Here is a 19,525-nt window from a genome sequence, read left to right as displayed (position 1 = left end):
GCCCGTTCGGCGTATGATGTTATTGGTCAAGGAAGCGCAGCTTCCAGCCTGCCAAAGTGCGCGGCATTTTGGCCACATCATTGCCCTGGGTGCTGAAGTAGGAGAAAGCCAGCTTGCCGTTGGCATCCGGTTCCACCCTTGCCGCCCAAATATCGCTGGCGGTGTACATGATAATGGCCGTGCGCACATTGGCCGCACCCCGAACCCACATCGACACAACCGTGGCGCCAATATTATCGATATCTTCCTGATAGATATAAATATTCGCGGTATCGACAAACTTCTGGTAATCCTCACCCACCATCTTACGGAAGCGTTCATCCATTTTCGGATCGGCAAAAATTGCCAGCGATAGCAGCGTGGCTTTCGGCCGCGGATCGACATCCGACTTCAGATAGCGGCCATCGATAAAGGCGCCATTGGGTAACGACAGTCGGCAGCCAAAATCCGCATTACTGTAGACCTGGACAGCCCCGCTTTTACGGGGAATAAACAGCACTTTGCAATGCTTGCTGTCGACCATGTTGTCGATAAGCACCATATTATTGAGCTTGCGCGCCTCCGCGGTGAACTCATCTTTATTCAGCCCAGCCCAAATACGGATGTCGGTAGTGATCGACCAATCTGCGCTGTGGCTGAACTGCACCACCCCACCGCTCATGTTGGCCGCACTGGAGTTCCACCAGCGCCCTTCCCAGTCGAAGTCCGCGGGCGAATCAGCAATTTTACTGATCCCGGTATAATAGGCGCGTTCGATACACTCATCGGATGAACAGCTTTTCAGCGATTTTTCCCACGCTTCATATTCCTGATGGACGGTACTGGCATCACGGCGCACCAGCATCGCGCGATACACGCTCTCCATGGTGTCATCCAGCCAGTTCAGGTTGTCATTGCTGCAAATCGTGTTTTCAAGCGGCGTCGCGGCACGTTGGCAGTCCACGGCAAAGGCGCTGGAAGCGGCAAATGCCATAATAAGAATGCATGAATGAATCAGGCGCTTAATCATTTAGAATACTTTTTGACCGATATGAAGGCTTATTTTGTCTAAAACAGACTTTCATTGCAATAAAACGCTTTGAATTATTCACATATCAAATAATTAAACTGCTGCTTAAGTTGTAGCGAAATATTGTCGCTTGTTTGTGATGTGTGTTCATTTTTGGATTATCACGTTATGAAGATAGATAGTAGCAATTACACGCTTTCGGTACTTTCTTCGTTCACTTCTCAGGAAAACACCGAGCGGAAACCGCTAGGCACCATCCGCAACAGCGGCCAGTACAGCCCTCAGGGTGGACACTGGCAGCTCTCCGACAGCACTGTATCCGCAGTGATAAGCCTCCGACGAGGGGATATCATGCCTTATTACCAGGGTAAACCTGCGGCGTGGGCGCTCATTGAATATGATTTAAATCAGGAAGTGGAGATCTAATATTTAACTATTGTTTCACTCATTGAATTATTTAAATACACATAGCACCTTGCGCGGTGAGAATAATATTTCTCACCGCCGTAACGCGTTTTAGCTAATATCGGCGACCGATGCGCATCGAATATCCCTTAGCGCGATTTATGCCGGGCCAATCCCCTGGCGCAGCAGCGCCAGCGCGTTATTGACGATAATTTCCGGCGTCAGCATCGCCAGCCGCTCGTCATTGCGCATACGGGAAAACGGCACCAGCACCATGCTCAGCAGCGTGGTAAACAGCAGCTCCGCCGTCAGATGCGGATTCACCTTGCCCGCTTCCTGCCAGCCTTTTATCGTCGCCAGCGTCGCATGATATTTTTCCTCACCAAAACGGGCATGCAGATGCTGGCGCAGCACCGGCATTTCGCCAATCACCTCCTGCATCCACAGCGGCGCAAACCACTCATGCTGCGCGGCGATCGCGGCCAGCGTCTTCACCATCTCGGTCAGCGCTTTGACCGGATCGTCGGGATGATCGGCGAACACGCCGCCAATTTCAGCCCGCAGCGGCAAAAAACGTTCTTCAATCATCACGTCGAGTAATTGCTCCCGTGAATTGAAATAGTAATGCAACATCGCGGGAGTGACGCCTGCTTCGCGGGCAATCGCGTTCAGCGATGTGCGCGCGATGCCCTGCTGAGAGAACAGCCGTAACGCAATATCGATAAGCTGTTCGCGGTTGGCGGCATTCGGTTTGCTGCCGCGTGGGCGACCCGGCTTACGCGGTTTGAGATTGTCTTTTTGTGCTGGCATAGAAACGGGATCTCTTGACCTCTGAATGATCTTCAATAAATATTAATTATGCATTTAATTAATTTCAAGTGAGAACATGATGGCGTCCGAAACTTCGACGACCGCGCAGCACACCGGCGTGACTTCAGTCCGCCTGCTGTTTAGCGCTCTGCTGCTGGTGATGCTGCTCTCCGCGCTCGACCAGACTATCGTCTCGACCGCGCTGCCGACCATTGTCGGCGAGCTGGGCGGCCTCGACAAGCTCTCGTGGGTGGTCACTGCCTATATCCTGACCTCCACTATCGTCGTACCGCTGTACGGCAAATTTGGCGATCTGTTTGGCCGTAAGCGCGTGCTGCAAATCGCCATTATTCTGTTCCTCGTCGGTTCCGCGTTATGTGGCCTGGCGCAGAATATGACCCAACTGGTGCTGATGCGAGCCCTGCAAGGCCTTGGCGGCGGCGGCCTGATGGTTATCAGCATGGCGGCGGTCGCGGACGTCATCCCGCCCGCCGAACGCGGCCGCTATCAGGGGCTGTTTGGCGGCGTATTCGGCCTGGCAACGGTGATTGGCCCACTGATCGGCGGCTTTATCGTACAGCACGCCTCGTGGCGCTGGATTTTCTACATCAATCTGCCGTTGGGGCTGTTCGCGCTATTTGTGATAGGCGCCGTATTCCACTCCAGCAACAAGCGAAGCCAGCATGAAATTGACTGGCTGGGGGCGCTGTATCTAACGATGGCGCTGGTGTGCATCATCCTGTTCACCACCGAAGGCGGCACGGTGCGCGAGTGGAGCGACCCGCAGCTATGGTGCATTCTGGCCTTTGGTCTTATCGGTATCGCCGGCTTTATCTATGAAGAAAGGTTGGCGTGGGAACCGATTATCCCGCTGTCGTTGTTCCGCAACCGCAGCTTTCTGCTGTGCAGCCTGATTGGCTTTATCATCGGTATGTCGCTGTTTGGCTCGGTCACCTTCCTGCCGCTTTATTTGCAGGTGGTGAAAAACGCCACGCCAACCGAAGCCGGGTTGCAGCTGATCCCTCTGATGGGCGGGCTGCTGCTGACCTCGATTATTAGCGGCAGGGCGATTAGCCGCAGCGGGAAATATCGTATCTACCCGATCGTCGGTACCCTGATGGGCTTTATCGGCATGCTTTTACTGACGCGGATTACCATTGATTCGCCAACCTGGCAGCTGTATGTGTTTACTGCCGTGCTGGGAATGGGGTTGGGAATGGTCATGCAGGTGCTGGTGCTGGCAGTGCAAAACACGGTAAGCGCCAATCTGAACGGCGTGGCGACATCCGGAGTAACCCTATTCCGTTCAATAGGCGGTTCCATCGGCGTGGCGCTGTTTGGTGCGGTATTTACCTCAGTCTTGCAATCGCGCCTGACCACGCTGTTACCGGAAGGCGCCGGGATCCCCAAAGGGATGAATCCGGTGGCCATTCACCAGCTCCCTGAGGCGATTCGTACTGATTATCTCAACGCCTTTGGCTCGGCGATCCACGCGGCGTTTATTATGGCGGCCTGCATTATGGTGCTGGCATTTGTGCTGTCGTGGCTACTCAAAGAGGCGCCACTGAAAACAAAGCATGAGTAGCAGGAAAAGCCGGGTGGCATCGCTGCCATCCGGCAACGGGTTTACAGCGCCTTCGTCAAATAGTGGCGCGCCATCCCCTCAAGCGGGAAATCATCCAGCGTCGTTTTCAACACATATCCCTGCTTTTGATAGAACGGCAGCGCCTGGAAACTAATGGTATCCACCAGCGCAAACTGGCAGCCTTTCTGCCGTGCAGTCTGTTCAGCGGTGCGGATAAGCTGGCTGCCAACACCGCTCCCGCGAGACGAATCGCTCACCCACAAATAATCGATGCTCAACCACTGGCCTTTACGTTGACCAATCAATCCGCCCTGCATGGTGCCCTGCGCATCACGCAGATACACGCATACATCGCCCCACTCGCGAGTATCAACAAACTGACGATTGTACGCTCGGAGCCCATCAAGTAATTCTTCTTTATCTTCCAGAGTAATAACTTCTTTAATTTCAAAAGGCATATTTTCTCCATTATTTTTACCCGCCACACTTATTAATTTCACAGAAAATCCTTTTTTCCTCCATTATTTTCTGAACAAACTCAAAAATAAAAAATCATCTCAAAAAATGCTTTTCATCGGCCTTCAGCGACGTATAATGAGCGAAAAATGAGAACGATCGTTCTCACTGTTTCAAAATGCGGAGAGATGCATGACCAGCAAGCTGGAAGCCCGGCAGAAAGCCCGACAGGACGACATTATTGCCGCCGCGCGGCGCTGCTTCCGTCAGAGCGGATTTCATGCTGCCAGCATGTCGCAGATTGCGGCAGAAGCCAAACTCAGCGTTGGTCAAATCTACCGTTATTTCAATAACAAAGACGCAATCATTGAAGAGATGATCCGCCGCATCATCGACTATCGCATCGCCGAGATGGAAGGGAAAACCCATACCCATCTGATGCCGCACATGCTGGCGTGGCGTATGACCCCCAGCGAAGACGATGACAGCCTGATGCTGGAAATGTCAGCCGAAGCCACACGAAACCCGCAGGTGGCGGCCTGGCTGGCAGAAGCGGACGAACGCATGTTCAACAACGCCTGCGCGCACATGAGTAAAGAGTACCCGAACCTAAGCCAGGCGCGCATTCGCAGCTGCGTCGAGGTGATGGCGGTGATGGTGGAAGGAACCATTTATCGTCGGCATGTCCCACAGCAGGTACAGCCGGAAGAGATGGAAAAAATCTATCAGGAAATTATTAATATGCTTGTGACTGCAAAATAATTAATACCTTTTAATCTCCAGGGGAATATTTTTCCCCCTTTTGTCGTTTCCGGCTTTCCGGAAGCGTGGGCCTGTTTACCCTTAAAATCCTCGCATTAATTCGCGAGGAGGACTTCGTTCACCCTGAGAAAAATATGAAATACATCACAACCACCATCGCTGCATTATTTCTCCTGAGCGGATGCGATAATGCCCCCACCGCCCCTTCGCAGCTTCCTGCGCAGGAAGTCGGGATCGTGACATTAAAAAGCCAACCCGTTTCCATCGTCAGTGAACTGACCGGACGCACCTCCGCCGCCCTAAGCGCCGAAGTCCGCCCGCAGGTGACCGGCATCATTCAGAAACGGCTTTTTAATGAAGGCGATAACGTAAAGGCCGGCCAGCCTCTATACCAAATTGAGCCGGACAGCTTCCGCGCCGCCTACAATGAAGCCGCCGCCGCGCTGAAACAGGCGCAGGCGCTGGTTGCCGCAGACTGTGCAAAAGCCCAGCGCTATGCACAGTTGGTCAAAGAAAACGGCGTCTCCCGTCAGGATGCCGACGACGCGGCATCCACCTGTGCGCAGGACCGGGCCAGCGTGGAGTCGAAAAAAGCGGCGCTGGAGAGCGCTCGTATCAACCTGAACTGGACCACCATCACTGCCCCCATCGCTGGGCGTATTGGTATCTCGTCGGTCACGCCGGGGGCGCTGGTCTCCGCCGAGCAAACCACCGCGCTGGCCACCATTCGCGGGCTCGACACCATGTACGTTGATCTTACCCGTTCCAGCGTTGACCTGCTGCGCCTGCGCAAACAGTCGCTGGCGAGCAACAGCGACACCATGAACGTGTCGCTGATGCTGGAAGATGGCTCAACCTACAGCGAAAAAGGTCGCCTGGCGCTGACCGAAGTGGCGGTAGATGAGTCGACCGGCTCCGTGACGCTGCGCGCTGTATTCCCGAACCCGAAACAGCAGTTGCTGCCGGGGATGTTCGTACGCGCCAAAGTGGACGAAGGCATCATGAACGACGCCATTCTGGCACCGCAGCAGGGGATCACCCGCGATGCCAAAGGCACGGCCACCGCGCTGGTGGTGGGTGCCGATAACAAGGTCGAACAGCGCGAGCTGGAAACCGGCGAAACCTACGGCGACAAATGGCTGGTGTTAAGCGGTTTAGAGGCTGGCGATAAGCTGATTGTCGAAGGCTCGGCGAAAGTGATGGTTGGGCAGCAGGTCAAACCCGTTGAAGTGTCGAGCAACGGAGGAAAAGCCTGATGTTTTCCAGCTTCTTCGTGCGGCGCCCGGTGTTCGCCTGGGTTATCGCGATTCTGATCATGCTGGCCGGGATGCTGGCCATCAAAACGTTGCCGGTCGCGCAGTATCCTGACGTCGCGCCACCGTCGATTAAAATCTCCGCCACCTATACCGGCGCGTCGGCCCAGACGTTGGAAAACAGCGTCACCCAGGTGATCGAGCAGCAGTTGACCGGGCTGGATAATCTGCTCTACTTCACCTCCACCAGCAGCTCCGACGGTTCGGTCAGCATCACCGTGACCTTCGAGCAGGGAACCGATCCGGATACCGCGCAGGTGCAGGTGCAAAACAAAGTCCAGCAGGCGGAATCACGCCTGCCGAGCGAAGTTCAGCAGGCCGGCGTCACCGTCGTCAAATCCCAGAGCAACTTCCTGCTGATCATGGGGGTTTACGACAAAACCGATAAAGCCAGCAGTTCGGATATTGCCGACTGGCTGGTCAGCAACATGCAGGACCCGATGGCCCGTCTCAACGGCGTGGGCAGTCTGCAGGTGTTTGGCGCGGAATACGCGATGCGCATCTGGATGGATCCAGCCAAGCTGGCCTCTTACTCCCTGATGCCATCTGACGTGCAAACGGCGATTGAGGCGCAAAACGTGCAGGTTTCTGCCGGTAAAATCGGGGCGTTGCCATCGCCGGATACCCAGCAACTGACCGCCACCGTTCGCGCCCAATCCCGCCTACAAACGGTTGAACAGTTCAAAGATATTATCGTCAAAAGCCAGTCGAACGGCGCAGTGGTTCGCGTTGGCGATATCGCCCGCGTCGAGATGGGCAGCGAAGATTACACCGCCGTAGCGAAACTCAACGGCCACCCAGCGGCCGGGATGGCGGTGATGCTGGCACCGGGCGCCAACGCCCTGAGCACCGCGACGCTGGTCAAAGATAAAATCAACGAGTACAAGCGCAACATGCCGCAGGGCTATGATGTCGCCTATCCGAAAGACAGCACCGAGTTTATTAAAATCTCGGTCGAGGACGTGGTGCAAACGCTGTTTGAAGCCATCATCCTCGTGGTGTGCGTGATGTATCTGTTCTTGCAAAACATCCGCGCAACGCTGATTCCGGCGCTGGCGGTACCGGTCGTACTGCTGGGGACCTTTGGCGTCCTGGCGCTGTTCGGCTATTCAATTAACACCCTGACGCTGTTTGCGATGGTGCTCGCCATCGGCCTATTGGTGGATGACGCCATCGTGGTGGTGGAAAACGTCGAACGTATTATGCGCGACGAAGGGCTGCCCGCCCGCGAGGCCACCGAAAAATCGATGGGGGAAATCTCTGGTGCGCTGGTCGCTATCGCGCTGGTGCTCTCTGCGGTATTCCTGCCGATGGCCTTCTTCGGCGGTTCAACCGGCGTTATCTACCGTCAGTTCTCGGTCACCATTATTTCAGCAATGATGCTGTCAGTGGTGGTGGCGTTAACCCTGACGCCGGCGCTGTGCGGCTCGATTCTCAGCCATACCCCACCGCACAAAAAAGGCTTCTTCGGCGCGTTTAACCGTTTTTACGGCGCCAGCGAGCGCAAGTATAAACACAAGGTTCTCAAGACCCTGAGCCGCTCCGGGCTGGTGATGGTGGTGTATCTGGCCATCTGCGGCGGCATGGCGCTGGCGATGTGGAAACTGCCCGGCAGCTTCTTGCCCGTCGAAGATCAGGGCGAAATTATGGTTCAGTACACCCTGCCGGCGGGGGCGACGAACTCGCGCACCGCAGAGGTTAGCCAGCAGGTCACGAACTGGTTCCTCAACAACGAAAAAGACAACACCAACGTTATCTTCACCGTTAACGGCTTTAGCTTCAGCGGCAGCGGGCAGAACGCCGGGATGGCCTTCGTATCGCTGAAAAACTGGTCCGAGCGTAAAGGGGCAGAAAACACCGCGCAGGCGATTGCGCTGCGAGCAACCAAAGAGCTGGGGGCGATTCGTGATGCCACTCTGTTCGCCATGACGCCACCGTCGGTCGATGGTTTGGGCCAGAGCAACGGTTTCACCTTCGAACTACTGGCCAGCGGCGGCACCGATCGCGCTGAATTGCTGAAAATGCGCGATGAGCTGATCGGCAAAGCCAACCAGGACGCCACGCTGCACGCGGTGCGAGCCAACGATATGCCGCAAACGCCGCAGCTGCAGGTGGATATCGACAACAGTAAAGCCGTCTCACTGGGCCTGTCGCTAAGCGATGTCACCTCGACGCTTTCCAGTGCCTGGGGCGGCACCTACGTGAATGACTTTATCGACCGTGGGCGCGTGAAAAAAGTCTATATCCAGGGCGATAGCGACTCCCGATCCGCACCATCCGATCTCGGCAAATGGTTCGTGCGCGGTAGCGATAACAGCATGACGCCGTTCTCCGCCTTCGCCACGACGCGTTGGGAATACGGCCCGGAGAGCCTGGTACGCTACAACGGCGCCGCGGCTTATGAAATTCAAGGGGAAAATGCCACCGGCGCCAGCTCCGGCACCGCGATGACCACCATGGAAACCCTTGCCAACAATCTGCCTGCCGGGTCAACCTGGGCATGGAGCGGGCTGTCGCTACAGGAAAAACTGGCCAGCGGTCAGGCGATGAGCCTGTACGCCATCTCCATTCTGGTGGTGTTCCTCTGCCTGGCGGCACTGTATGAGAGCTGGTCGGTGCCGATTTCGGTGATCATGGTTATCCCGCTCGGCCTGCTGGGTGCCGCGCTGGCAGCCTGGATGCGCGGACTGAGCAATGACGTCTACTTCCAGGTGGCGCTGTTGACCACCATCGGGCTGTCGTCGAAGAACGCCATATTGATTGTCGAGTTCGCCGAGGCCGCCGTTGCCGAGGGCTATTCCCTCTCCCGTGCCGCGCTGCGCGCCGCACAAACCCGTCTGCGTCCCATCATCATGACCTCGCTGGCGTTTGTCGCCGGGGTCACGCCGCTGGCCGTGGCGACCGGCGCTGGCGCAAACAGCCGTATCGCCATCGGTACCGGGATTATCGGCGGGACGCTAACCGCAACGCTGCTGGCCATTTTCTTTGTTCCACTCTTCTTTGTGCTGGTGAAACGTCTGTTCGCCGGTAAACGCCGTCAGGGGTAAGTTATGTTTCGTCTCTCTGTTTTATTTATTGCTTTCCTGAGCGTCGGCTGTGTGTCACTCGATCCTCACTATCAGCGCCCCGACGCGCCCGTTCCGGCCTCGCTGCCGGGTACGCAAGGGCAGGCAACGGCGGTGATTGGTAACTGGCAGCAGGTGGTAAAAGATGCTCGCCTGAACAAAGTGGTCAGCATGGCGCTGAACAGCAACCGCGATGTGCAAAAAGCGATTGCCGATATCGACGCCGCCCGCGCGCAGTTTGGCGAAACGCGTGCCTCGCTTTTGCCCACAGTGAATGCGGAACTCACCGGTAGCCGCAGCCGCACCACCACTACCGGCGTCAGCACCACGACGCAGGCCGACGGCACGGTCTCCAGCTTCGAGCTGGACTTGTTTGGCCGTAACCAGAGTCTCACCCGCGCCGCGCGGGAGACCTGGCTTGCCAGCGAATACACGGCGCAGAACACGCGTCTGACGATGATCGCCGAGCTCTCCACCGCGTGGGTGACGCTGGCGGCCGATAACAGCAACCTGGCGCTGGCGCAGCAGACCATGGCCAGCGCCGCCGACTCGCTGAAAATCGTCCAGCGTCAGCAGCAAATTGGCACCGCCGCCGCGACGGACGTGAGTTCAGCGATGAGCGTCTATCAGCAGGCGCGCGCCAGCGTGGCCAGCTATCAAACGCTGGTGATGCAGGATAAAAACGCCCTCAACCTGCTGGCGGGGCAAACGGTGCCTGACGCCCTGCTACCGGGCACGCTGGAAAGCCTCGGTGAAAACACCATTACGCTGGTACCGGCGGGCGTCTCCTCGTCGGTGCTGCTTCAACGCCCGGATATTCAGGAGGCCGAGCACAACCTGCTGAGCGCTAACGCCAATATCGGCGCCGCAAGAGCGAATTTCTTCCCCACGATTTCACTGACCGCCAGCGCCGGCGTCGGCAGCGACTCGCTGTCGTCGCTGTTTAGCCACGGTATGAGCGTGTGGTCATTTGCGCCATCGATTTCTCTGCCGCTGTTTAGCGGTGGCAGCAATATGGCGAAGCTGCGCTATGCCGAAGCGGAGAAAAAGGGGCTGATCGCCACTTACGAAAAAACCATTCAGAGCGCATTTAAGGATGTGGCGGATGCGCTTGCGCGTCGTCAAACCCTGGACGAGCAGTTGGATGCCCAGCGCCAATACGTCGCTGCGGAACAGCAGACATTTGACGTTGCCATGAAGCGCTATCAGGCCGGGGTGGGTGATTATCTGACCGCACTGACCGCACAGCGATCTCTGTGGTCGGCGCAGCAGGGGCTGATTGCCCTCCAACAGACCGAGCTGGATAACCGCATCACGCTGTGGCAGTCGCTGGGCGGCGGAGCCAGCTAGTTTTTTCCCCCTCTCCCGGTTGGGAGAGTCACCGTAGGCCGGAGAGGGCTATAAGCGCCTTATCCGGCCGACATTCAATCCAGGAGATCTTATGCCACGCATCGCCCTTTCATGGGTGCTGACGCTGGGCCTGCTGACCGCTATCGGCCCGCTCTGTACTGACTTTTACCTCCCCGCGCTGCCCGAAATCACCGACCAGCTGCAGGCGACCGGCACGCAAACGCAATTTTCGCTGACCGCCGCGCTGATTGGCCTCGGTCTCGGTCAGCTATTTTTCGGCCCGTTAAGCGATCGCATTGGCCGTAAAAAGCCGCTCGCGCTTTCGCTACTGCTGTTTATCTTCTCCTCCGCCATGTGCGCGATGACACAGGATATTCACCTGCTGATCTTCTGGCGCTTCGTGCAGGGCTTTGCCGGCGCCGGCGGCTCCGTGCTGTCTCGCTCCATTGCCCGCGATCGCTATCAGGGCGCAATGCTAACCCAATTTTTCGCCCTGCTGATGACCGTTAACGGCATCGCACCAGTCATTTCACCGGTGATCGGCGGCTATATTATTACCGCCTTTAACTGGCGCATTCTGTTCTGGGCAATGGCCGGTATCGGCGTGGTGTTGCTGCTGTTAAGTGTGGTGGTGCTGCATGAAACGCTGCCCGCCAAAAGCGCCACCGCTCGCGAACCGCGTGCGAAGACGCCGGTGCTGAAAAACCGCCGCTTCCTGCGCTACTGCCTGATTCAGGCCTTTATGATGGCCGGGCTGTTTTCGTACATCGGCTCTTCATCGTTCGTTATTCAAAGCGAATATGGGATGAGCGCCATGCAGTTCAGTCTGCTATTTGGGCTTAACGGCATCGGTCTGATTATCGCCGCGCTGATTTTTTCCCGCCTCTCCCATCGTATTGCCGCCGAAACGCTGCTGCGCCGTGGGCTGCTGCTGGCGGTGGCCTGTGCGCTCGTGACCGTACTGCTGGCCTCGTTGCATCTGGCGATTCCGGCGTTGGTTGGCCTGTTCTTTACCGTTTCATTCATGAGCGGCATCAGCACCGTCTCGGGCTCTGAAGCCATGAGCGCCGTCAGCAGTGAACAATCGGGCAGCGCGTCGGCGCTGATGGGTACGCTGATGTTCGTGTGCGGCGGTATTGCCGCTCCGCTGGCCGGCCTCGGTGGCGAAACGATGCTGAAAATGTCTCTCGCGATGGCGATTTCCTACGCTATCGCCCTGTTTTTCGGTCTTCAAAAGCATCAACCTGCGCAGTAAAAGACGTCACGGTAATAAAATATTCCACTACTATTGCCGTGACATTTCCCGCCACATCTACAAATTCCCCATTACCCTTCAACACCAATCGTGATAACCTTCACATGAATGGAATAAATAATTCCTTATACTGCCCGCCACTGTGAATGATGAGGTTTTCCGATGAGTATCGACCTGAGCAAACTGCTGACCGAACGACGTAACGCGAACAGCGCCAATATTGACACCCTTTCCACCGAAGAGATGTTGACGGTGATTAACAAGGAAGATCAGCTGGTTGCTCACGCAATCACGCCGTATATTCCGCAGATTGCCAAGCTGGTCGACAGCGTTGCGGCCGCCTTTAGCAAGGGTGGGCGTCTGATCTATATCGGCGCCGGCACCTCCGGGCGATTAGGGATCCTGGATGCCAGCGAATGCCCGCCGACCTTCGGCACTCGTCCGGAGCAGGTGGTTGGCCTGATTGCCGGTGGCCATACCGCGATTCTGAAGGCGGTGGAAAACGTTGAAGATAACGCCGCTCAGGGCGCGGCCGATCTCCAGGCGCTGAACTTTAACCAGCACGACGTTCTGGTTGGCATCGCCGCCAGCGGCCGTACTCCATACGTGCTGGGAGCCATGGAATACGCCCATCAGCAAAACGCGCTCGTGGCGATAGTCAGCTGCAACCCGCACGGTGAAATGGCCCAGCGTGCCGATATCGCCATCACCCCGGTGGTTGGCCCGGAAGTCGTAACCGGCTCCACCCGTCTGAAGGCCGGTACCGCGCAGAAGCTGGTGCTGAATATGATCACCACCGGTGCGATGATCCGCAGCGGCAAGGTTTACAGCAACCTGATGGTGGATGTCGAAGCCACCAACGCCAAGCTGATTGAACGCCAGGTTTCCATTGTGATGGAAGCGACCGAATGCGACCGCGATACCGCGCAGGCCGCGCTGAACGCCTGCGGCAGCCATTGCAAAACCGCAATCGTCATGGTGCTGGCCAACCTGAACGCCGACGAAGCCAAAACGCTGCTGGCGAACAACAACGGCTTTATCCGCAAAGCACTGCAAAAATAATCCGTCAAACAGGTAGAGTGATATGGCAAAGATAAATAAAGAGATGATAGCGCGCCTCCTCGCTCTGGTTGGCGGTGCGCCAAACGTGGTGCAGGCGGGTAACTGCATGACGCGTCTGCGCCTGACGTTGCGCAGCGAAGAGCCGACAGACGTCGCCGCCATCCGTCAGGTAGAAGGCGTGATGGGCGTGGTGGTGAGCAACGAACAGTTCCAGATAATCCTCGGCCCGGGTAAAGCGCAAACCGCCGCTGAACTGATGAATCAGCTGCTGGAAGAGGCTCCGGTCGTTCAGGAAGAGAGCGCACCTGCAGCATCGCTGGCAGACATTGCGAGTGCCAAAAAGCAGGAGCTGAAGGGCAAGCAGACCGGTAGCGTACAGAAGTTCCTCGCCAAGTTTGCCACCATCTTTACGCCGCTGATCCCCGGTTTTATCGCCGTCGGCCTGCTGCTGGGCTTCGCGACGCTGGCAGAACAACTCTTCGTGCTGGAAAACGCCCATCCCAACGCCACGCTGGTTGATGTCATCAGCTATATGAAAGTGTTCAGTAAGGGCATGTTCACCTTCCTGAGCATTCTGATTGGCTATAACACTCAGAAGGCCTTTGGCGGCTCCGGCGTCAACGGGGCGATTATCGCCGCGCTGTTTATCCTGGGCTATGACCCGAAGGCCGCGGTCGGTTTCTACTCCGGGATCTCCGATTTCTTCGGTCACTCAATCGATCCGCGCGGCAATATTATTGGCGTGCTGATCGCGGCGATCCTCGGGGCCTGGGTGGAAAAACAAGTTCGTCGCATCATGCCGGCTAACCTCGATATGATTTTGACGTCGGCGGTCACGCTGCTGATTATGGGCGCCATCACCTTCGTGGTGATCATGCCTATCGGCGGCTACCTGTTTACCGGCATGTCCTGGTTGTTCCTGCATCTTAACGGCAACCCGTTTGGCTCTGCGGTGCTCGCCGGGCTGTTCCTGCTGGCGGTGATGTTCGGTGTGCATCAGGGCTTTGTGCCGGTGTACTTCGCGCTGATGGAAGCACAAGGATTCAACTCCCTGTTCACCATTCTGGCCATGGCAGGCGCAGGCCAGGTCGGTGCGGCGCTGGCGCTTTACTATCGCGCCAAACAGGGTTCTCTGCTGCGCACGCAGATTAAAGGGGCGATCATTCCTGGCCTGCTGGGCGTGGGCGAACCGCTGATTTACGGCGTGACCCTGCCGCGCATGAAGCCATTTATCACCGCCTGTCTTGGCGGCGCCTGCGGCGGCTTCTTCATCGGCCTGGTGGCCTGGATGGGCCTACCCGTTGGGCTGAACACAGTCTTTGGCCCTTCCGGCCTGGTGGCGATTCCGCTGATGACCTCCGGCAGCGGCATCTATGCCGGGATGGCGGTTTACGTGGCGGGACTGGCCGTCGCCTACCTGTTCGGCTTCCTGTTGACCTGGCTTTTCGGCAGTAAAAACGTCGATCTCAGCTAACCCTTTTTGCCCCCGGCGCACCGCTGGGGGCAAGCCTCTCACCATGCTATGATGCCTACCAAAATATAATCATATGACAGGGTAGAGGAAAAAATGGGCACCACCAGAAAAGGGATGCTAAACGTACTGATCGCGGCAATATTGTGGGGAAGTTCCGGCGTTTGCGCGCAGTACATTATGGAAAACAGTCAGATGCAGTCGCCGTTTCTGACCATGATTCGTCTGCTCTCCGGTGGCTTTATCCTGCTCACATTTTCCTTCCTGCACGGTGACGGTATTTTCCGCATTCTGAAAAACCGTAAAGATATTCTCAGCCTGCTGTTGTTCTCCCTCGTTGGCGCAATGACCGTGCAGTTAACCTTCCTGATGGCCATTGAGAAGTCTAATGCCGCGACGGCAACCGTCCTGCAATTCCTGTCGCCCACCATCATCGTGGCCTGGTTTGCCCTCGTGCGTAAAGCACGTCCGGGAGCCTTCGTATGCGCCGCTATCGGTACTTCGTTGATCGGCACATTCCTGCTGGTGACCCACGGCGACCCCACTTCGCTGTCCATCTCCGGCGCGGCGCTATTTTGGGGAATCGCCTCGGCGTTTGCCGCCGCGTTCTACACCACTTACCCCTCGGCACTGATTGCTCGCTACGGCACGCTGCCTATCGTCGGCTGGAGTATGCTGCTGGGCGGCGCGATGCTGCTGCCGTTCTACGCGGGCGATGGCGCGCAGGTGGTCATTACCGGCAATTTGCTGCTGGCATTCTTCTACCTGGTGGTGATTGGAACCTCCCTCACCTTTAGCCTGTATCTGAAAGGGGCGCAGATGATTGGTGGGCCGAAAGCCAGCATCCTGAGCTGCGCTGAGCCGCTGAGTAGCGCCTTTTTGTCGCTGCTGCTGCTCGGTATTAGCTTTACCCTGCCGGACTGGCTGGGCACGTTTCTGATCCTCTCGTCGGTTATCCTGATTTCGCTGGATTCGCGCCGCAGAACCAAAACGGCTTAAGTAGAATGGTCCGATTGGGCCACGCGCGGCGATGCACGATCGCGTCATTCAGGGCTATCCGCGGTTTGCATTTCGAGTGGCGAAGATAAAGATTGGCGTCCCGTTGCAATGCCTTCATTTTCATGGAAACCGTGAAGCAAAATGACTCCGCGCGAAATGCGTCTTATAGTTAACCCAATGCGTTAACTATAAGGATATCCGTAATGAAAAAGATCGCTCTTACCGCTTCGCTCGTGACCTGCCTGATTTTGCCTGCCGTCGCCATGGCTGCGCCGCTGGAAGGGCTAAAATTTGAGCAGCAAAAACAGCAGGTGCTAAAGGATGTCAAGCTGAACTGCCCAACCAACAGCGGGCTGTCTGATACCCAGTTTGCCAACCGGGTTCTGGAATCTGCGGAGAATAAAACGGCGGTGCAGAGTGCAACGCGCGCGCTGGAAAAGAACGATAAAGCAGGCTATCAGCAGGCGATTAAACGTATTCAGTGCCCGAGCCAATAACCCGCTCATCGCAGGCCGGATAAGATAGCCTCATCATCCGGCCTCGTTTTGAAAGCGCCCAAAAATAGCCCAGCGTTAACGCGGACGCATATCCGGAATGATTAAATCACCGCGAAACGCGGTGTGGCCCGGCGTCTGCGTTTTCTCTTCCAGCCAGTGAACGATCCGCGCGGCAATAGCGTCCATAGAGTACTCAATCGCCGGAATGGTCGGGATGCCGGGCAGATGCAGAGAACCGGCAAGGCTAAATACCATCACATCTTCTGGCACCCGTTTGTTGAAGGCCAACAGCTGCGGGATCACCCGCTGCGCTTCTTGTTCATCGGCCACCAGCAGCGCATTAAAGCTGACCAGGCTGGCATTATTGAGTAACTCCTGCAGCGCCACGGTGGATGACGTGCTGTTCATAAACACCAGGTTACGATTAAACGGCAGGAAGTTTTTCTCCAGCCCGTGCTTGTAGCCCAGCAGCACATCATCGGCAAAACCACTGCCAAACGGCTGGATCAGCGCAATCTGCCGCCGCCCCTGACTGGCGAGGTAATTACAGGCCGTTTCTGCGGCAAACACGTGATCGAATTGAATGCTGTTGACGGTCTCCGCCTCCGGACAATCGATCAGCACCACGTTTTCACTCTCCACCTCTAACGGAAATCGTGCGCCGATAATCAACACATCATCACACAGCCCGTTGCTCAACTCATCCAGCGCCGACATAACGCCGGTGCGCGTATTGGCAAAGCGCAGCAGCAGGTGTTTTTGATGCTGGCTGAACTGTTTTTCCAGCGCATAGAGATAGCCGGTGGTTTGATTAATGTTATCCATTGCGCAGATAACGCCAATGCAGCCGGTGGATTGACTCAGCAGCGATTGGGCTATCACATTTGGCCGATAGTTCAGTTCATCAACCGCCCGCAGCACCGCCAGCCGACTGGCTTCTTTCACCCCTCGTGAACCGCTCAACACACGTGAAACTGTGGCCTTAGACACTCCGGCCAAACGTGATACATCGTTGATTGTAGACATCTTTCTCCCCTGAAAGGCCTTCTGTAAATCCTCTGTACAGCAACGGCTCAAATTATAGCTGTCGGTAGTATATCCGTTTCCCTTTTTTATGGAAACCGATTGTCCATTTGATGTCCATTTCATCCGAAAGCGGGAAAATTATGTGAGCCAGGGCGAAATAATCAGTCCCATAAGCAGGAGAAATTGATGGGTATCACACTTCTAATTTTTATGAATAGAAACCGGTTTCAGTTTCATATCAAATCATGCTCGCAACAACTGTTTACATTTAGGAGAGGGTCGTCGATGTACAAAATTATGCTGTGCTGTTCCGCCGGAATGTCGACCAGCATGTTGGTCAGAAAGATGCTGGAAGCCGCGAAGGAGCGGGATTTACCTGTAAAAATAGATGCCTACGGTGTGTCCGAATTTGATACCCAGTACCCGCAATATCAGGTGGTGTTACTGGGGCCGCAGGTGAAGTACATGTTAAAAAGTTTGTCAGACAAGGCCGCCACCCAAAATATTCCCGTCCAGCCGATTGATACCATGGACTACGGAATGCAACGGGGTGACAAAGTACTGGATTATGCTCTGTCGCTGATTTCCGCGGCGAACTAACTAGGGTATCCCAATGAGTTCACTCTATCAGTCCATGGTTGCCATTATCGAGCAATCAATCACCCCGTTGGCCGGTCGTCTCGGACAACAAAAATACGTTATCGCCATTCGTGACGGCTTTACCGCCGCGCTGCCGTTTATGATCATCGGCTCGTTCATGCTGGTGTTTATTTTCCCTCCATTCTCGCCGGATACCACCAACGGTTTTGCCCGCGGCTGGCTCGATTTCTCGGCGCAGTATCGCGACCAGCTGATGTTGCCGTTCAACCTCAGCATGGGCGTCATGACGTTTTTCATCTCTGTGGGTATTGGCGCCAGTCTTGGCCGCCAGTTTAATCTCGACCCGGTAATGTCCGGCCTGCTGGCGTTTATGGCTTTCCTGCTGGTGGCTGCACCGTACGCTGACGGCAAAATTTCCACCCAGTATCTTTCCGGTCAGGGGATTTTTACCGCACTTATCACCGCCATTTACTCCACCCGAGTTTATGCGTGGCTCAAGCAAAACAACGTCACTATCCGTCTGCCGAAAGAGGTACCAACCGGCGTGGCGCGTTCGTTTGAGATCCTGATCCCTGTTCTGGTGGTGATTGGTACGCTGCACCCGCTGAACCTGTTTATCGAAGCGCAAACCGGAATGATTTTACCGCAGGCGATTATGCACGTACTGGCACCGCTGGTGTCCGCCTCCGACTCCCTGCCAGCGATTCTGCTGTCGGTATTGATGTGCCAGATTTTCTGGTTTGCCGGGATCCACGGCTCGCTGATTGTCACCGGGATCATGAACCCGTTCTGGATGGCTAACCTTTCCGCTAACCAGGCCGCACTGGCGGCGGGCACCGTGTTACCGCACGTTTATCTGCAAGGTTTCTGGGATCACTATCTGCTGATTGGCGGCGTGGGTTGTACTTTACCGCTGGCGTTCCTGCTGCTGCGCAGCCGCGTCGCACACCTGCGGACCATCGGTAAAATGGGCATCGTGCCGAGCTTCTTTAATATCAACGAGCCGATTCTGTTCGGTGCACCGATTATTATGAACCCGATGATGTTTATTCCGTTCGTCTGCATTCCGATGGTCAATGCCGTGATTGCTTATACCGCTACCCGTCTCGGCTGGCTGGCTCAAGTGGTTTCGCTGACCCCGTGGACCACCCCGGCACCGATTGGCGCTTCATGGGCGGCAAACTGGGCATTGAGTCCGGTGATTATGTGCATTATCTGTATGCTGATTTCTGCTGCCATGTATTTACCGTTCCTCCGCGCTTACGAGCGTTCATTAATGAAAAGCGAAGAGCAGAAATTAAAAGCAACATCACCATTGGCTGAAACCGTCAGTTAAGCACCACCGTTTTATCTATTAAGCAGTAATACATTATTTTCCGACCTTTTGAATAATGACTTTAACCAGTCAGGGGGCCTTATTATGGTTGGATTAGAAGACGCGGTAATGGAAATTATCATTAACGCGGGTCAGTCCAGATCGCTGTGCTTCGAAGCATTACACGCCGCCCGTCAGGGCGAAATGGAAGAAGCCAGAAATCTGCTGCGGGAAGCCGATGGCTACGCCCGCCAAGCGCACCACATGCAGACCAGGCTGATTGAACAGGATGCCGGCGAGGCACGTCAGCCAATGACGTTAATTATGGTGCATGCCCAGGATCATTTGATGAACTCTTTACTTGCGCGTGAATTATCGGAAGAGATTATTCATCTGTATCAACGTTAATATTTATTTTATCTGGCTACGGAGAACTTCATTACGATAATTATTTAACTGTACCCTACTAAATAAAAATAGAATCAGCTTGTTTTGGTGTTGTTAATGCATTCTCACCGGAACGGGATGGTTATTGTCTGAAAATA

Annotated in this window: 18 protein-coding genes; 14 read left to right on the top strand and 4 right to left on the bottom strand. The window is 55.7% G+C overall.

Features of this window, described 5'->3' with window-relative positions:
• Positions 1-19: 19 nt before the first annotated feature.
• The gene (locus KCR01S_RS05250; protein ID WP_233269654.1) at positions 20-973 is read right to left on the bottom strand and encodes a lysozyme inhibitor LprI family protein; all 954 of its coding nucleotides are present in this window, start codon (positions 971-973) and stop codon (positions 20-22) included.
• A gap of 204 nt (positions 974-1,177) precedes the next feature.
• Here KCR01S_RS05250 and KCR01S_RS05245 point away from each other — a divergent pair, with 204 nt between their 5' ends.
• On the top strand, positions 1,178-1,435 hold the full coding sequence (locus tag KCR01S_RS05245) for a hypothetical protein (protein WP_061280587.1): 258 nt from the start codon (positions 1,178-1,180) through the stop codon (positions 1,433-1,435).
• Between the two features lie 138 nt (positions 1,436-1,573).
• On the opposite strand, the gene KCR01S_RS05240 is transcribed toward KCR01S_RS05245, so the two are convergent.
• A complete protein-coding gene (locus KCR01S_RS05240; RefSeq protein WP_061280583.1) occupies positions 1,574-2,224 on the bottom strand; it encodes a TetR/AcrR family transcriptional regulator in 651 nt (216 codons plus the stop codon).
• A 79-nt stretch (positions 2,225-2,303) separates the two neighbouring features.
• Here KCR01S_RS05240 and KCR01S_RS05235 point away from each other — a divergent pair, with 79 nt between their 5' ends.
• Positions 2,304-3,809, top strand: coding sequence for an MDR family MFS transporter (locus tag KCR01S_RS05235; protein ID WP_061280580.1), 1,506 nt, complete (start codon positions 2,304-2,306; stop codon positions 3,807-3,809).
• A 41-nt stretch (positions 3,810-3,850) separates the two neighbouring features.
• Here KCR01S_RS05235 and KCR01S_RS05230 read toward each other — a convergent pair whose 3' ends face one another.
• Complete coding sequence (locus KCR01S_RS05230; RefSeq protein ID WP_061280577.1) at positions 3,851-4,267, bottom strand: GNAT family N-acetyltransferase; 417 nt, start codon at positions 4,265-4,267, stop codon at positions 3,851-3,853.
• A gap of 190 nt (positions 4,268-4,457) precedes the next feature.
• Here KCR01S_RS05230 and KCR01S_RS05225 point away from each other — a divergent pair, with 190 nt between their 5' ends.
• The 9 genes from KCR01S_RS05225 to KCR01S_RS05185 all read left to right on the top strand — a co-directional run bounded on the left by KCR01S_RS05225 (position 4,458) and on the right by KCR01S_RS05185 (position 16,039).
• Complete coding sequence (locus KCR01S_RS05225) at positions 4,458-5,027, top strand: TetR/AcrR family transcriptional regulator (protein WP_061280573.1); 570 nt, start codon at positions 4,458-4,460, stop codon at positions 5,025-5,027.
• 134 nt (positions 5,028-5,161) lie between these two features.
• A complete protein-coding gene (locus KCR01S_RS05220) occupies positions 5,162-6,283 on the top strand; it encodes an efflux RND transporter periplasmic adaptor subunit (protein WP_061280571.1) in 1,122 nt (373 codons plus the stop codon).
• Positions 6,283-9,387: an efflux RND transporter permease subunit gene (locus KCR01S_RS05215; protein ID WP_061280568.1), complete on the top strand. Its 3,105-nt coding sequence runs from the start codon at positions 6,283-6,285 to the stop codon at positions 9,385-9,387. The genes KCR01S_RS05220 and KCR01S_RS05215 overlap by 1 nt, the downstream gene beginning before the upstream one ends.
• A 3-nt stretch (positions 9,388-9,390) precedes the next feature.
• Positions 9,391-10,755, top strand: a complete 1,365-nt coding sequence (locus KCR01S_RS05210; protein WP_061280565.1) for an efflux transporter outer membrane subunit — start codon at positions 9,391-9,393, stop codon at positions 10,753-10,755.
• Between the two features lie 91 nt (positions 10,756-10,846).
• The gene (locus KCR01S_RS05205; RefSeq protein WP_061280560.1) at positions 10,847-12,010 is read left to right on the top strand and encodes a multidrug effflux MFS transporter; all 1,164 of its coding nucleotides are present in this window, start codon (positions 10,847-10,849) and stop codon (positions 12,008-12,010) included.
• Positions 12,011-12,172: 162 nt separating this feature from the next.
• Complete coding sequence (gene murQ, locus KCR01S_RS05200) at positions 12,173-13,072, top strand: N-acetylmuramic acid 6-phosphate etherase (protein WP_061280555.1); 900 nt, start codon at positions 12,173-12,175, stop codon at positions 13,070-13,072.
• Between the two features lie 22 nt (positions 13,073-13,094).
• Positions 13,095-14,546, top strand: a complete 1,452-nt coding sequence (gene murP / locus KCR01S_RS05195) for a PTS N-acetylmuramic acid transporter subunit IIBC (protein WP_061280552.1) — start codon at positions 13,095-13,097, stop codon at positions 14,544-14,546.
• A gap of 93 nt (positions 14,547-14,639) precedes the next feature.
• The gene (locus KCR01S_RS05190; RefSeq protein ID WP_061280549.1) at positions 14,640-15,542 is read left to right on the top strand and encodes an EamA family transporter; all 903 of its coding nucleotides are present in this window, start codon (positions 14,640-14,642) and stop codon (positions 15,540-15,542) included.
• A gap of 203 nt (positions 15,543-15,745) precedes the next feature.
• On the top strand, positions 15,746-16,039 hold the full coding sequence (locus KCR01S_RS05185) for a YicS family protein (protein ID WP_061280547.1): 294 nt from the start codon (positions 15,746-15,748) through the stop codon (positions 16,037-16,039).
• 75 nt (positions 16,040-16,114) lie between these two features.
• Here KCR01S_RS05185 and KCR01S_RS05180 read toward each other — a convergent pair whose 3' ends face one another.
• Positions 16,115-17,065: a LacI family DNA-binding transcriptional regulator gene (locus KCR01S_RS05180; RefSeq protein ID WP_061280544.1), complete on the bottom strand. Its 951-nt coding sequence runs from the start codon at positions 17,063-17,065 to the stop codon at positions 16,115-16,117.
• A gap of 285 nt (positions 17,066-17,350) precedes the next feature.
• On the opposite strand from KCR01S_RS05180, the gene KCR01S_RS05175 reads away from it, so the two are divergent.
• The 3 genes from KCR01S_RS05175 (at position 17,351) to KCR01S_RS05165 (ending at position 19,388) form a co-directional block, all read left to right on the top strand.
• Entirely contained in the window at positions 17,351-17,665 is a 315-nt protein-coding gene (locus tag KCR01S_RS05175; RefSeq protein ID WP_061280995.1) for a PTS sugar transporter subunit IIB, read from the top strand.
• A gap of 13 nt (positions 17,666-17,678) precedes the next feature.
• Positions 17,679-19,001 (top strand): PTS sugar transporter subunit IIC, encoded by a 1,323-nt coding sequence (locus KCR01S_RS05170; protein WP_061280543.1) that lies wholly within the window; start codon positions 17,679-17,681, stop codon positions 18,999-19,001.
• A gap of 84 nt (positions 19,002-19,085) precedes the next feature.
• Positions 19,086-19,388, top strand: a complete 303-nt coding sequence (locus KCR01S_RS05165) for a PTS lactose/cellobiose transporter subunit IIA (RefSeq protein WP_146751502.1) — start codon at positions 19,086-19,088, stop codon at positions 19,386-19,388.
• Positions 19,389-19,525 lie beyond the last annotated feature (137 nt).

The organism is Kluyvera cryocrescens NBRC 102467 (assembly GCF_001571285.1).
Lineage (GTDB): Bacteria > Pseudomonadota > Gammaproteobacteria > Enterobacterales > Enterobacteriaceae > Kluyvera > Kluyvera cryocrescens.
The sequence above is the reverse complement of the archived record's forward strand: the minus strand, read 5'-3'. Positions and strand labels throughout refer to the sequence as shown.

Bases quoted from the DNA above. Each gene is read 5' to 3' on its own strand.
- KCR01S_RS05250 (WP_233269654.1), bottom strand. From the start codon at position 973: ATGGCATTTGCCGCTTCCAGCGCCTTTGCCGTGGACTGCCAACGTGCC.
- KCR01S_RS05245 (WP_061280587.1), top strand. From the start codon at position 1,178: ATGAAGATAGATAGTAGCAATTACACGCTTTCGGTACTTTCTTCGTTC.
- KCR01S_RS05240 (WP_061280583.1), bottom strand. From the start codon at position 2,224: ATGCCAGCACAAAAAGACAATCTCAAACCGCGTAAGCCGGGTCGCCCA.
- KCR01S_RS05235 (WP_061280580.1), top strand. From the start codon at position 2,304: ATGGCGTCCGAAACTTCGACGACCGCGCAGCACACCGGCGTGACTTCA.
- KCR01S_RS05230 (WP_061280577.1), bottom strand. From the start codon at position 4,267: ATGCCTTTTGAAATTAAAGAAGTTATTACTCTGGAAGATAAAGAAGAA.
- KCR01S_RS05225 (WP_061280573.1), top strand. From the start codon at position 4,458: ATGACCAGCAAGCTGGAAGCCCGGCAGAAAGCCCGACAGGACGACATT.
- KCR01S_RS05220 (WP_061280571.1), top strand. From the start codon at position 5,162: ATGAAATACATCACAACCACCATCGCTGCATTATTTCTCCTGAGCGGA.
- KCR01S_RS05215 (WP_061280568.1), top strand. From the start codon at position 6,283: ATGTTTTCCAGCTTCTTCGTGCGGCGCCCGGTGTTCGCCTGGGTTATC.
- KCR01S_RS05210 (WP_061280565.1), top strand. From the start codon at position 9,391: ATGTTTCGTCTCTCTGTTTTATTTATTGCTTTCCTGAGCGTCGGCTGT.
- KCR01S_RS05205 (WP_061280560.1), top strand. From the start codon at position 10,847: ATGCCACGCATCGCCCTTTCATGGGTGCTGACGCTGGGCCTGCTGACC.
- murQ (WP_061280555.1), top strand. From the start codon at position 12,173: ATGAGTATCGACCTGAGCAAACTGCTGACCGAACGACGTAACGCGAAC.
- murP (WP_061280552.1), top strand. From the start codon at position 13,095: ATGGCAAAGATAAATAAAGAGATGATAGCGCGCCTCCTCGCTCTGGTT.
- KCR01S_RS05190 (WP_061280549.1), top strand. From the start codon at position 14,640: ATGGGCACCACCAGAAAAGGGATGCTAAACGTACTGATCGCGGCAATA.
- KCR01S_RS05185 (WP_061280547.1), top strand. From the start codon at position 15,746: ATGAAAAAGATCGCTCTTACCGCTTCGCTCGTGACCTGCCTGATTTTG.
- KCR01S_RS05180 (WP_061280544.1), bottom strand. From the start codon at position 17,065: ATGTCTACAATCAACGATGTATCACGTTTGGCCGGAGTGTCTAAGGCC.
- KCR01S_RS05175 (WP_061280995.1), top strand. From the start codon at position 17,351: ATGTACAAAATTATGCTGTGCTGTTCCGCCGGAATGTCGACCAGCATG.
- KCR01S_RS05170 (WP_061280543.1), top strand. From the start codon at position 17,679: ATGAGTTCACTCTATCAGTCCATGGTTGCCATTATCGAGCAATCAATC.
- KCR01S_RS05165 (WP_146751502.1), top strand. From the start codon at position 19,086: ATGGTTGGATTAGAAGACGCGGTAATGGAAATTATCATTAACGCGGGT.